Source organism: Arthrobacter sp. AL05 (assembly GCF_029960715.1).
Classification (GTDB): Bacteria; Actinomycetota; Actinomycetes; order Actinomycetales; family Micrococcaceae; genus Arthrobacter.
This window is the reverse complement of record NZ_JASBRC010000019.1, coordinates 1-13,387: the sequence shown is the minus strand read 5'-3', so window position 1 is coordinate 13,387 and position 13,387 is coordinate 1. Positions and strand designations below refer to the sequence as shown.

The following is a 13,387-nucleotide window of genomic DNA, read 5'->3' as shown; positions in this document are numbered from 1 at the left end:
GCCGCTGGCACACCGGTCCGCCACCGGAATGGGCTCGCAGCGCGGACAACCTGCGGTTCTGCATGCTTGGGCATAGCTCCCGAACAGCGCAGTCAGAAACGAAACGGCAATTTCCACCGTCACTTTCTCCACGCTTCGGTGGCCGAGTCCTTCGCTCAACTACAAAGGGTCCGTTTACCCGCTCCAGGCTGCCGGATCCCTCATGCATGTCTGCTCGAGGATCCGGCAGCCTGCCGTCGCGATCGCTTATTTGGTGTCCACTAATACCCGGTTGTTGCGGCGAGACGAAGCCACGGCTTCCGAGGGAATCACGAGAGTTGGTCGGGTGGCATGGTGAAGGACGTTTGCCGATGTGCTTCCTAACAGGGTTGCCTTGAAACCACGCAACCCGCGGGAGCCAAGAACGATCAAATCGACGTTCTTTTCTTCGGCCGTGTCCACTATGGCTTCGGATGCTGTGGCCATCGTGGAAGAGACTAGCGGTTCAACGATCAGACCGAGCCTGCGGGCCATTTGAGCGCCTTCGGCGGCGATCTGTTCTGAAACGTCAAGCGCTGCAGCGTCAAGTTCTTTTAATTCCTCCAGCGCCGGATGACCTTCCAGATGCGCGGCGAAGCCCTCCAGCGGTTGGCGGGCGTAGAGCAGTACTGCCGTAGCGCCGGGAAAGAGGCTGGCGACGGTCTGCAATGCACTTTGTGCGTTGGGTGACCCGTCGTAGGCGATTAGCAGTTTAGGGGTGGACATTTGTGCTTCCCTTCTCATCATTCGTGGTCGGACTGGTTGTGGGTGGTCTGCCTATGGGGATGACTCGGCGATTGTGGGCGCGCCGATTCATGGCCCGTCTCGGCGGCTAGACCGAGATTGACTCGTCGGAGGCAGGGGTGGAGGCCCGTGGTTTAGTCATCGCAACGGCTGTGATCACTGCTCCCACTAGTGCAATAATTCCTGCGCCAATGAAGGCTGCGGAGTACCCCTGGGTCAGCTCGACGCGGGAGGGGTCAGTACCGGAGATGCCGTAAACGATCGCCGTGAGGGCAGCAAGCCCAAGCGCGGAGCCGATCTGATAGCTGGTGCTCACGAGCCCCGAGGCAACGCCAGTCTCGGCGGCCGGTGCCGCATTGATCGCGGTACCGAGAGAAGGGATGAACGCCAGTGACATTCCGAGGGCGGCCAGAAGCGATGCGGGTAGAACGTCAACAGCATAATTGCCGTCAGGACGAACGAAGGAAAGCCAACCAAGACCTGCCGCCAGTACGAGGAGGCCGGTGACAATCATCGGTTTCGCGCCGAACCTTCCCTGAAGCCGGGGTGCCCACGCGATCATGACGAGAACTACGAGGCCGGTCATCGGGAGAAGCGCGGCGCCGGCTGCGAAGGCCGTTGCGCCGAGAACCTGCTGCAGGTACAGGTTCAGGAAGAACCACATGGATACCCATGCCGCGCCCAGCAGTAGCTGGGCGGTGTTGGCGGCCCCGAGCTGGGGTGCGCGAAGCAGTCCGAGGCGCAGCAAAGGGTTGCGGCTTCGTGCCTGGATGATGAAGAAGATCACGAGCAGGACGAGGCCTCCCGCCAGCACGCTGAGGGTGGGGAACGTGAGCCACCCGACCTCCGGGGCGTTAACAACGGCGTAGACGGTCGCGGCGAGCCCGCCCGTCACTGTGACGGCCCCGGCTATGTCAATCGACCCCGACGCCTTTCCTGCGGTTCGGGGAAGTGTTGTTGCTGTAAATGCGAGTACGAAGACCGCGATCGGGATCATGACGTAGAACACCCACGGCCAGCTCGCATATTCGGTCAAAACTCCTCCCAGGAAGACGCCTGCAGTGCCTCCGATTGGCGCCGCCGCTCCGTAGACTGCGAATGCTTTGGGAAGCTCAGACGTGCCGCCAAAAAGCATCATCAGCAGAGTAAGTGCCGCTGGTGCGATCAGTGCCGAACCGGCGCCTTGGATAGCGCGGCCTGCGATCTCGAGTCCGGCAGTGTTGGCTGCTCCGGCGAGCAACGATCCCACGATCAGGATCAGCCAGCCCAGCACAAAGATCTTCCGCGCGCCGAAGGCGTCTGCAAGGCGACCTCCCAGCAGGAGTAGGCCGCCGAAGGCAACCACGTAGGCGTTGAACACCCACGAGAGTGACTCAGGTGTGAAGCCAAGGTCTTTTTGAATATCCGGCAAAGCGACACCGATGATCGAGGTGTCCATGATGACGACGAACTGCGCGGTAGCGATCAGCAACAGGCCGAGCCACCGCTTCGCTGGCGGTAGGGGTGGTTGGGTAGACATTTTGACTTCCTCCTGAGAACTCCGGACGATAGACGCCCTGCGGTACCCATAGGGGGTATGGGTTCACTCTCATGGTATACCCATGGGGGGTATATACGTCAAGCTCTTGAATGCCGCCGGAACGAAGACGCTTCATCACCAAAGACGAGCTTCGTCAGAGAGGGCGCGTCACCGGAGGAGGCATACCGAGTTGCGAACGGTCATGCGGCGGCGGAGACAGGTGGGGCGAAAATCGGGGGCATCTTCACTCAGCCCCCAAGACGCAGACAGGGCGCGAGGCGTCCCATCTCCTATGTCGGGAGCAAAGCCTTCGGGGACGGCGTCAGACCGTCATTCGCACCGATCACCAAATACCCGCTCGCGGTTGATTCATCATGGCGGCATAGCCCTTGACGAAATCTAGCTTCTCAACAGGATCCTTGAGGTGGGTGATGCTGTGAGCGGTGAAGTAGTCCCGGCCAGCGCTATGAACCGTGGATGACGTCGATCGTTGGCCTGGACACCGGCCAGGTCCTGGGTGTCGTCGATGACCGCGACAGTCAGGGCGTCGGGGACTGGAGAGCGCGGTGCGGTAAAAGTCGGCGGGAGTCACCGGTCAAACCGGTCGGCGAATCTGGAAGGCGGTAAGGTCTCTGTTGGTGGCGCCAAGGAACTTCGCGGTGAGGACAGGTCCGAAGCCGGGCATGCGCCCGCCCGGGTACTCCCAGCCCGCCACGGTCCGCAAAACGCACAAGACTCGTCTCACCGGGCATCGTCACGGCCTCAACACTGCCAAACTCCCCGTTCGTTATAACGAACGATCTTGACCGGTTGCCAGCCGGGTCTTGCTTTAACTTGAACATATCCGCCCGACTGGGTCGAACCGGCATCCACCCACCCCTTGCAGGGTCGCTGATGCTGGCGCAGCATGGAGCGCGAGGCATTGACGATGGTCGGTTCAGTACGGCTTTTGTTGTGCTTAGGCCCAGGGATTAATCCCGTCGCGCAGCCATTGGAGGGTTCCGGTCCAGAATGTGTCACGGAAGCGGCTGTGGAAGAGGGCAAAATGTCCGATTTCGGGGCTGTTGAGGTCGCGGGGCTTTAGCTGCACAACGATGGCGGGGCTATTCGGGTAGTACTTCAGTCCCCGCACGATGGCGTTCTCGGATGCGAACGGATCATCAGTTGCAGAAACGGCAAGGGTCGCGGCGGCGAAGGATGCCTGATGCTCTTCTATCACCTTCCGCAAAGGGCCGGCCCCGGCGGGGAAGTTCCTAGGGCTTTTCGCCCAGTTCAGGGCAACCCCTTTAGGCAGATCTTCGAGCCATCCGAGACGCTTGCCGGGGAAGTAGCCGTGCCAAAGCGTGATGCCTGGCATCAGGATGTGCCAGCGCCACCAGAAGTGCAACCGGTGTCCGGGGCGGTAGTCTCTCCAGTGGGCGTGTTGAGCGCCGACGGTTAGGAGTCGTTTTACGTGTTGGCCGTGTTTTGCCAGACCGACGCCGAATCCGCCGAAGCTGTGGCCGACAACGTGAAGGTCTTCGCTGATGTTGTCTATGGCCCAATGAAGGACTGCGTCAATGTCCAGCAGTCCCCAGTCGTACCAGCTGGCTTGAAGGTTCTTGATGTTCGCTTCTTTGGACTGCCCGATCCCGCGGTAATCGAAGGTGATGGCGGTAAAACCGTTTTCCGCGAGGAAAGCGGCGTAGCGGTGATAATACGAGGCTAAAACTCCGGTGGCACCAACGACGACGACCACGCGGCAGGGCCATTGCCCGTGAAGGGAGCAAGGTTCCCAGATGTGTCCTCGGAGTTCGTAGCCGTCGTCACAGCGAACCGTCAGGGGTTTACCGTTCATAGCTGAGGGTCCTTCCAATCTCAATCTCCGTTGCTCGCCCTTGTTTGGAGTCACTGCAAGTCGTCCTCCCAGGATGTGTGACCACCGCCCGCAAACTGAGCGCTCCCGCGCCGCTCGGGCTCGGCAAAGGTGTAACGAGCTTTTTAGACGCTTTCAATTACCCCGACGCAATTTGCGATGCCGACCCCGCCCATGCTCTGCTCCGGGCCCGTCGGCATAGCAACGCTGGCACCTGTTTGGCTCTGACCGCACCAAAGAGGCGTCGGCAGGCACACTGTTGCGCTTTCATTTATGCCCCCGCACCGCGACGACGTCGAAGGCCCCGAACGAATGGCACGGGGTGGGCGCCAGCGGTGACACGTAATAAGCCGGTCAGTTCGCCGCTTTGTCCGGTGGCGTGCCGCGGCACAAAGCGAAACGCTGCTGGCTCGCCTCGTTGTCGGCCGAAGTTGGAGTGGACTTAAGACGACGCAAGTTTTCCGCGAGGGTTCGATACTGGCGGTCAGCATCCCCACACGGAGGAAGACGCCGCCAGTTCCATGCCGCTGACACCTTGTTCTTTTCTTTCGCGGGCAAGCTCGCCCGGCAGTGAGTAGCGCGGCGCGGCGGCCGCGGACCGGGCCGCGTGAGCGACGATCGAGTCGGTGAGCGACTTGACCATGTCCAGCCGCGGGTACTCTGCGTGGATGCGTTGCTCCTGTGACATGACGACGTCGGCCTTGTGGCCAAAGTCTATCCCGATCCCCTCCGAAGTCAGGTAGGCGAGAAGCCCTCGACGCTCGGCGATGCCTGGTGAACAGTGCAAGGCGATCGCTTCCCAGACGCGGTCAACGTCCCCCGCCGCCACACCATGCTGGGACAAGACTTCTGCTGCCAGATCAGCCCCCTCCACCTCAAACCGCTGCTGGCCAGGCGCCTTAGTTCCGGTACCCAGATCGTGCATGACGCAGGCGGCGAAGAGAAGGTCCCGGTCATATGCCGCATCGTTCAGTGCGCCCTCGTGCCTCGCGAGAAGTTCAGCAAACAGGAAGCTCCGAATGCTGTGATTGGCCACCGAGGAACTCTCCGAAGCCTGTACGACAGCGAGCGCCGCGCGGGCGACCGGGGTGGCCGGCAGGTCGATTAAATATGTCATGTCCCCCACGCTAACGATTCACCGGCTGTATTAACATGGCAGAATCGGCAGATACCAATCATATACTGCCATTCCGTCGAGGGCTTTTGTTGACGAAGGGAAGGGTGAGCTTGAGGTTAAGCTCCCCGCGAGCAGCCAAGGTGGCAAAGTCGGCTGCTCGGCGAATAAATTGAAGTGGCTGGCCGGGGTTCTTGGGCCGGACACTGTTCGTAGCCGGCGACATCCACCCCGATCGGGCTGGCGATCCCCGCGGATCCCACCAGGTACCCAGCCACCTGCAGTACCGTGGCCGCGGAACTGGCCTGCGCTTCTGTCACGAGCGACAATCTCGCCGATATTCTGAATGTTCGCCTCTAGCCGGATCCGTTGGAGTCGAAATGCTTTCATATCGGCCAACCCCACGTGAAAGGACCTGGGCTTCGATCCGAACGGCTATTCAGTTCTCGCCGTGACGACCCCGATGACACCCGTGTTCAGCGCGGTTGTGCTGCCGATTCCAGGGCACTGCCCGCGCCTATGGGAACCCTGTTGTCCCGCCCCCGCGTTACTTTCGCTTGGGATGTGTTTCCAAGATTCGGGATGATTTCCGCGGCAACGGATGCGCCCTTGTTCTAGGTCCGCAATAGCATCCGGAGCGGCGTCGAGGGCACGGACCGACCAAATTTTCCAGCAGCCCGTTAGACAATTGCCGTGGCCACACCGCGTCCGGTTCCATGGCATGAACCCGAATCTGAACGGCGTCCCATCGAGACTGCTGCTGCGGGAACTTCGGCGGAAGATTTTGATATAGCGGCGTGGAGAGGCGCCCGCCCGCGCCGCCTTACCCACGTCGTGGCAGCCACCACACCTTGGACGATCGGCATGATCGGCGACCAAAGAGCTACAATCCCGACGGCCGTGAGATAAGCAACGCCTTCGCTATCTCACTATCCAAATTGGAAAACGCGACTGAGCAAACCATTGAGCTAGCCTGGAGCGCTCTGGTGGCGGCTTTAACGGGTGAAAGCCCTCTAACAGCGACGTATGTCCATGTAGGGCACCACGGTGCATTGACGAACTTCGATATATCTGCGAGACTCCAAATATTGATGTATATCGATATATGGAGCCCCTGGGCCTTTGGAGAGGACAACTTCCTTGAACTTTATTCCACCCGCGGAATGGCTGAAGCTGCAGCACCAAGAGCGTGATCATCTCGTCAGGCAGGTACCCGGAGACCGGGCCGCCAGGTCCGTTACAGGCTGGGATGGCCTGAGAGTTCACAGGATTTGGCACTTTCTAACCCTACGGAAATTCTGGCCCGTCTCGTCAGCATCCGAAAAACAGGTCTGCTGCTGACGCACACATGGGATCCATCGCAGAACTATCGCCAGCCATCCCGAGCTGAACGCCTTCGTCCAGGCGATTGCTGGGCCGGTGGTGGAGTCCTTCATTGATCTGCCAGCAACTCCGCAAGCCTTCCCTGGTCGCTAAGATCTGCACATCGTTCACGAGACTACGCCGCGGGGAAGTTGCAGCCACAGCGCCAGTTCCCGCGCGGCTCCCTTCTTCAATTACGTCGGTCTGCCGACGAGCCGCGGCTCCCCGCCCGGGACCAGCCAGGCCACAATTTACCGGGCTTCTGTAGACGGCCCGGTGACTGCTCCACAAATGGTATCCGCGGTTTCGCGGTGTCCCAGTTTCAGTTAGGAACGGGCACCTGGCGCGCAGGGGTGGTCGTTGCCTTAGGTGACGAGCCCCTCATCCCCCGGTGGGTCAAGCCCCCGAATGACTCGGCCCCCTCGTCCCGATCGGGGATGGTGGCGGGTGCGGGGGCGGGACCCCGACGGCCAACACCCATCCCGGGCCGCCCGCTCCGACCATCAGCTCCTATCTCTGCGAGAGGAATCACCGAGCAGGTTCTCCACCGGATCGGAATATTCGCTGGACACGATCACCATGATCGACAGCGCCGCTACAACATCGACAGACCGTTCCATAACTTCTCGGGGCCCCGATCTTGACGGACCGGAGCTCGAATCACTCAACGGCCTGCCAGCGCACATTGTGCACCTGCCCCGGCGTGGCAAGCCTCCCATTCTTCAGCATTGCCGAGCAGGCCGAAAATACGTTACTGTACGAACGTTCGCATACGTAGTAGAAGAGGTGTCATGAGCGTGCCGGGTTGGATAGTTCCAGTAGCGATGCGGCTGTTGGACGCACTAAGTCCTTCCATCGCTGCCCGCCTAGCGTCAGTGTTGTTTTGGCATCTTGGCAGGCCGCCTTCCGTCCGAGCCGCAGACAGAGAGGTCCACGAGTCCGCCGCCGTGGAGCAGGTGATGATGGGCCGCACCGCCGTGATGGTATACGCCTGGGGCACCGGCGACTCGGTTATTCTGCTTGTGCACGGTTGGCGGAGCCGGGCGTCCCGGTTCAGTCATCTCGTTAATGCACTGGTGAGCCGTGGCCACATGATCGTTTCGTTTGACGCTCCCGGCCACGGGGCGTCGGGGAAGGGACCTTCCAACGTAGTCGAATGGTCAGGCATCATTCGGGAACTGGAAGCACGCCATGGTCATTTCGCCGCGGTTGTCGGGCATTCATTCGGCGTCCTTGCAGCGTTCCACGCGGTGAGGATGGGGGTCACCACGGGCCGAATGGTAACAATCGCCGGTGTGCATAGCCTTGAACACCTTGTAGCCTCCTTTACCCAATTGATCCGGTTGCCGACGCGGGCCCGTGAGCGCTTCCGCGACCGGATCAATGAACTGGTGTTTGTCGACAGCACCTTCGAGTTGGGGCATATTGTGTCTCAGTGTGATACAGACAACAGCTCGATGCCTCTTCTCGTGGTGCACGATTCCTCAGATGCTGTAGTTGGCATCGATCAGGCTGGTCTCATCACCGACGGCCACGCTGTTCCTGCTTCGGTGATCTACACCCAAGGACTCGGTCACAACCGTATCCTGGCCGATCGACGTGTCGTGGATGCCGTCACCGAATTCGTTTCAACACAAGTCGAGTCGCGAGTCCAAAACCTTGTTCAACAAGAAAATGGAACCTCAACCAAGCCGCCCCGGATCGAGCAGGAGCGCGGCGTCGATGGTGCGTAACTAAGCGGACACCCCGGGTCCTGACCCGTCCACTCATTTCGGCTGCAAGCGGCGGTGACCGAACAATCTACGCACTAGCACGGCGCGCTTATCCAGTCCCAGGTGTTTGTCCCAATTGTCACTGTGCAGGATTTCTTGACTGACGCGGAGGCGCTGACTCTGGCCAACGCGCGATTGCTGTCTTGCGTTTTCAGTGCCGAACGACGGATTCAGGCACTCCGGCTATGACAAGGACCTGTCCATGTACGGACTCGAGGACTACACCCGGATCAAGCACGTCATGAGTTACGTCGGCTAGGCCGCTGCCACGCCAACACCTTTACCGGCACCGCCCATCGGAACGCCAAACTGAAACTTTCACCAATATCGTCGGAAGGAAACCATGTCACCCCAACCCCGCAGCACCACCGAGCTTACTGACAGTGATCATCTCGCCGTCCTGGGCTACGAGGACTCCTTTGACCGGTCTATGTCCCTCTGGGCCAACTTCGCCCTCGGTTTCACCTACCTTTCGCCGCTCGTGGGAGTGTACTCCCTCTTCGCCGTCGCCATGGCAGCAGGCGGTCCGCCGTCGGTCTTCTGGATTTTTATCGTGGGGGCCGGGCAGATGCTGGTGGCCCTCGTATTCGGCGAAGTCGTCTCGCAATATCCCATCCACGGCGGCATCTATCCCTGGACCCGGCGGCTCTGGGGCCGGCGCTACGCCTGGATGGCGGCCTGGGTCTACATCTGGGCCATGATTGTCACCATTACTGCCGTGGCTGAGTTTGGCAGCGGCTTCCTCGCCAGCCTATTCGAAATTGAAGCAACCCGGGAAAGCACGCTTGGCCTGACGGTACTTCTCCTGCTGCTGGCAGTGGGCCTGAACTTTACCGGCACTAAAACCATGGGCCGCGTCGCACGGATTGGACTGGCGGCGGAGCTGATCGGCGTCATCGCCGTTGGCCTCTACCTGCTGATCTTTCAACGCAAGCAGAGCTTCGGCGTATTCTTTGATTCGATGGGCGTTGAGGGGGGCGGCAGCTACCTGCACGCCTTCATGGGAGCCGCCCTGGCCGGTCTTTTCCTTTTCTATGGTTTCGAAGCCTGTGGCGACGTGGCAGAGGAAGTCGCCAGCCCTTCCCGATTGATCCCGCGCGCTATGATCATGACAATCCTGGTCGGTGGCGTGTCCGCGCTATTCTCCTTCGGTGGCTATGTCCTGGCTGCACCCGACCTTCAGTCGATCGTCACCGGCCAAAACGCGGACCCGATTCCCGCCATTCTTGAATCGGCTCTCGGCATAGTGGGCGCCAAGATCTTCCTAATTATCGCGGTCACCGCCTTCCTGTCCTGCGTCCTGAGCCTGCAGGCTGCGGCGAGCCGGCTGATCTTCTCTTTCGCCAGGGATGGTATGGTGCCCGGCCACCGGTCGCTGTCCAAAGTCTCCGGGACGGCCAAGGTTCCCGCGAACGCACTGATCGTCGCTGCCAGCATCCCCCTGGCAATCTGCATCATCATCTACCTCGGGTCGGATGAACTGCTGAGCCAAATCACGTCCTTTGCCGTACTGGGCATCTACATTGCCTTCCAGTCCGTTGTGTTGGCCTCCCTCCGCCAGCGCATCAAGGGCTGGCGTCCGGCCGGACCGTTCAGCCTCGGCGCCGCCGGCTTCCTGATCAACGCCGCCGCCCTTGTCTACGGCATATTTGCGATGGTCCTACTGGCATTGCCCGGCTCGACCGGCGATTTCATCACAGACTGGACCGTCCTGCTCGGCCTGGCCGTGGTCGCAGGCAGCGGACTTCTCTATCTCCTGCTGGCACGCCCGGATGCCAAGTCCAAGGCTCCGGCCGGCGACGCCATCGAGGTAGCCGAGAGGTTGCGTTCCGGCACCGCCCGCCCAAGCAGCCATACAAAGGCTGTGTAGCGCCACTTTCTATGCGACTGCGCAGTAGAAGAAGCATCGGCGCCAGATCGACGGGTCCCACCGCATCATGAGATGGGCCCACGAGGGAACCGCGGAGGCTATCTCACATAGCCACCGGCCGCGGAAAAGTGCCCATCGATGTGAACTGCCCCCGAAAAGTTGAACTGACATTTCAGCCTTGTGTTCTTCCGCTCGCACTACGACTTCGACCCCATCCACTGCCAGTCCGGTAACGCCGGGGCTTACGAGAATGGCGGGGTCGACGGCGAGACGGGGTGGTTCCGCTGCGACCGGTTCCCCTCCAATGCTCTTTGCTGAGTCCAGGCATGAGCTCGACGAACGGCTTCGGGCCTGGGAATCAAAACCTCCTAAATATTGACAATCACCGATTTAGCCAGCGACACTTGATGCATCGACAATGATCAATGTTTTGCCGGGTCGGTGCGGGCCTCGTCACCTCCCTCTCACCGGCCGCCAAATAACCGTCCAGCAAAACCAGACCAGGAGTCTTTCGTGAGCACTGAACAGCTGATCATCATCGGATCCGGCCCTGCCGGCTACACCGCCGCCATCTACGCGGCCCGCGCCGGCCTGTCGCCGCTGGTCATCGCCGGGGCCGTCACCGCGGGCGGTGCCCTGATGAGCACCACCGAGGTGGAGAACTTTCCCGGCTTCCCGGGCGGTGTCCAGGGCCCCGAGCTGATGGACGGGCTGCAGCAGCAGGCCGAGAAGTTCGGCGCGCGGGTGGTGTTCGACGACGTCACCGAGGTGACGCTCACCGGGCACCTCAAGCGGGTGGTCACCGGCGACGGCGAGACGCACGAGGCCACCGCGATCATTCTCGCCACCGGCTCCGCCTATAAGGAGCTCGGCCTGCCGGAGGAGAAGAAGTTCAGCGGCCACGGCGTGTCCTGGTGTGCCACCTGCGACGGTTTCTTCTTCCGCGATCAGGACATCATCGTCGTCGGTGGCGGGGACTCCGCGATGGAGGAGGCGACGTTCCTGACCCGCTTCGGCAGGACAGTTACCGTCGTCGTCCGCAAAAACGAGCTGCGCGCCTCTCGGATCATGGCCCAGCGCGCCAAAGACAACCCCAAGATCCGTTTCGCGTGGAACTCGGCCATCACCGCGATCCACGGCGACGGCAAGGTCACCGGCGTCACTCTCACCGATACCGTCACCGGCGAAACCCGCGAACAGGCCGCGACCGGCATCTTCGTCGCAATCGGCCACGTGCCGCGAACCGAGCTGCTCCACGGCCAGGTGGACCTGGACAACAAGGGCTACATCAAGGTCTACGCTCCTACCACGGTCACCAAACTTGCCGGCGTCTTCGCGTGTGGCGACGCTGTGGACCACCGCTACCGCCAGGCGATCACCGCGGCGGGCACCGGCTGCGCCGCCGCCCTGGACGCGGAACGCTACCTAGCCGCGCTGCAGGACGCGGACAGCATCGCCACCGCGCTGGTCGAAGAACCAACTTACGCCTGACCCGGGGCTAGGGAGGGGGTGAGCTGAATGGATGCTGGCTGCTGCAGTGACTCCGGTTGCTGCGACGACGGCCCGATGACATGCGGGTCTGCTGCTGACACCCTCCCGCCTGCCGGCCCCACCAGAGACCGGAAGGTGCCCGCCAACGGAACCGACACACCTACGGATGAAACAAAGGAAACCATGAATTCGACAAAGAGCCTTCCCGTTGCCGTCATCGGCGCAGGCCCCGTGGGCCTGGCCGCCGCGGCCCACCTGATCGAACGCGGCCTCGAACCGCTGATCTTCGAAGCCGGCCCCTCCGCGGGCGCCGCCATCGAGCGGTGGCGCCACATCCGGCTGTTCTCCCCCTGGCAGTACAACGTCGACGCCGCCGCCGCCCGCCTGCTCGGCGAGACCGGATGGGAAGCTCCGGAGCCGACAGCCCTGCCCTACGGCGGAGAACTGATCGACCAGTACCTGACACCGCTGGCCGCCCTCCCGGCGATCAGCCCGCGGCTGCAGACCGGCGCCCGGGTCATCGCCGTGACCCGCGCCGGCATGGACAAGACCCACACCCGCTACCGCGAGAACACACCGTTCATCGTCCGGGTCGAGCACGAGGACGGGGAATCCCGCGACCACGCCGTGGCCGGAGTCATTGACGCCTCCGGTACCTGGTCCACCCGCAACCCGCTAGGAACCTCCGGGCTCCCCGCCATCGGCGAAGACACCGCCGCAGACCGGATTTCCTCCCCGCTTCCGGACGTCACCGGCCGCGACCGCGGAGCGTTTGCCGGCCGCCGTGTCCTGGTCGTAGGCGCTGGCCACTCAGCCGCCAACACCCTGATCAACCTCGCTGACCTGGCCACGGACGAACCGGGCACCCGGATCCTCTGGGCGGTCCGAGGCGAGTCCGCCGCGAAGGTCTACGGCGGCGGCGACGCCGACGGGCTGCCCGCCCGCGGCCACCTCGGCTCCCTCCTACGTCACCTCGTCGAGGCCGGAACCATCGAACTGCACACCGGATTCGGCATCAGCTCGCTGAAATCCCTCCCCTCGCACGTGAACGTCGAATCCATGGACGGCCGAACCCTCGAGACCGACATCGTCGTGCCCTGCACCGGCTTCCGCCCGGACCTGAACATCCTCCGTGAACTCCGGCTGAACCTGGACCCCGCCGTCGAAGCACCCACCGAACTCGGCCCGCTCATCGATCCCGAGTTCCACTCCTGCGGCACCGTCCCCCCGCACGGCGCAGCCCTGCTGGCCCACCCGGAGCAGGACTTCTACATCGTCGGCATGAAGTCCTACGGCCGGGCCCCGACCTTCCTGCTCGCCACCGGCTACGAACAAGTCCGCTCCGTCGCCGCCGCCCTGGCCGGTGACCGCGAAGCGGCCGACACCGTCCAGCTCGAACTCCCCGAAACCGGCGTCTGCTCCACCGACGCCGGCACCAGCTGCGACGTCCCGACAACCACCGCCGCCGCAACCGAGTCCTCATGCTGCCCCGTCCCCGAACCTGCGCTCGTCGGATTCCCCACCGGACTCTCCCACGGCCGCTCCGGCGACAACAACTAACCCGTTACATATATTGAGTCCCCGAAGGCCGGGGATTTGGTCGCTGGACCCGGTATGACTTTCTCGCCCTGTCACTCATGAT

General features: G+C 62.1%; 8 protein-coding genes. 4 read left to right on the top strand and 4 right to left on the bottom strand.

The genetic code is table 11. From position 1 onward, the window contains the following. Positions 1 to 246: 246 nt before the first annotated feature. The 4 genes from QK287_RS16700 to QK287_RS16685 form a co-directional block, all read right to left on the bottom strand. Entirely contained in the window at positions 247 to 744 is a 498-nt protein-coding gene (locus QK287_RS16700) for a universal stress protein (RefSeq protein WP_282360849.1), read from the bottom strand. Positions 745 to 850: 106 nt separating this feature from the next. Then, a complete protein-coding gene (locus tag QK287_RS16695) occupies positions 851 to 2,281 on the bottom strand; it encodes an MFS transporter (protein ID WP_282360848.1) in 1,431 nt (476 codons plus the stop codon). 958 nt (positions 2,282 to 3,239) lie between these two features. Continuing rightward, positions 3,240 to 4,019, bottom strand: coding sequence for an alpha/beta fold hydrolase (locus tag QK287_RS16690; protein ID WP_282360847.1), 780 nt, complete (start codon positions 4,017 to 4,019; stop codon positions 3,240 to 3,242). Between the two features lie 601 nt (positions 4,020 to 4,620). Continuing rightward, positions 4,621 to 5,253 carry an HD domain-containing protein gene (locus tag QK287_RS16685; protein ID WP_282360845.1) on the bottom strand — a complete coding sequence of 211 codons (633 nt, stop codon included), beginning with the start codon at positions 5,251 to 5,253 and terminating at the stop codon, positions 4,621 to 4,623. 2,318 nt (positions 5,254 to 7,571) lie between these two features. Between QK287_RS16685 and QK287_RS16680 the strand changes: the two genes are divergently transcribed. The 4 genes from QK287_RS16680 to QK287_RS16660 all read left to right on the top strand — a co-directional run bounded on the left by QK287_RS16680 (position 7,572) and on the right by QK287_RS16660 (position 13,305). Then, positions 7,572 to 8,345, top strand: a complete 774-nt coding sequence (locus QK287_RS16680) for an alpha/beta hydrolase (protein ID WP_282360843.1) — start codon at positions 7,572 to 7,574, stop codon at positions 8,343 to 8,345. A gap of 382 nt (positions 8,346 to 8,727) precedes the next feature. Then, positions 8,728 to 10,254, top strand: coding sequence for an amino acid permease (locus QK287_RS16670; protein WP_282360842.1), 1,527 nt, complete (start codon positions 8,728 to 8,730; stop codon positions 10,252 to 10,254). Between the two features lie 513 nt (positions 10,255 to 10,767). Then, a complete protein-coding gene (gene trxB / locus QK287_RS16665) occupies positions 10,768 to 11,745 on the top strand; it encodes a thioredoxin-disulfide reductase (protein WP_282360841.1) in 978 nt (325 codons plus the stop codon). Between the two features lie 183 nt (positions 11,746 to 11,928). Then, positions 11,929 to 13,305 carry an FAD-dependent oxidoreductase gene (locus tag QK287_RS16660; RefSeq protein ID WP_282360839.1) on the top strand — a complete coding sequence of 459 codons (1,377 nt, stop codon included), beginning with the start codon at positions 11,929 to 11,931 and terminating at the stop codon, positions 13,303 to 13,305. Positions 13,306 to 13,387: the final 82 nt, after the last annotated feature.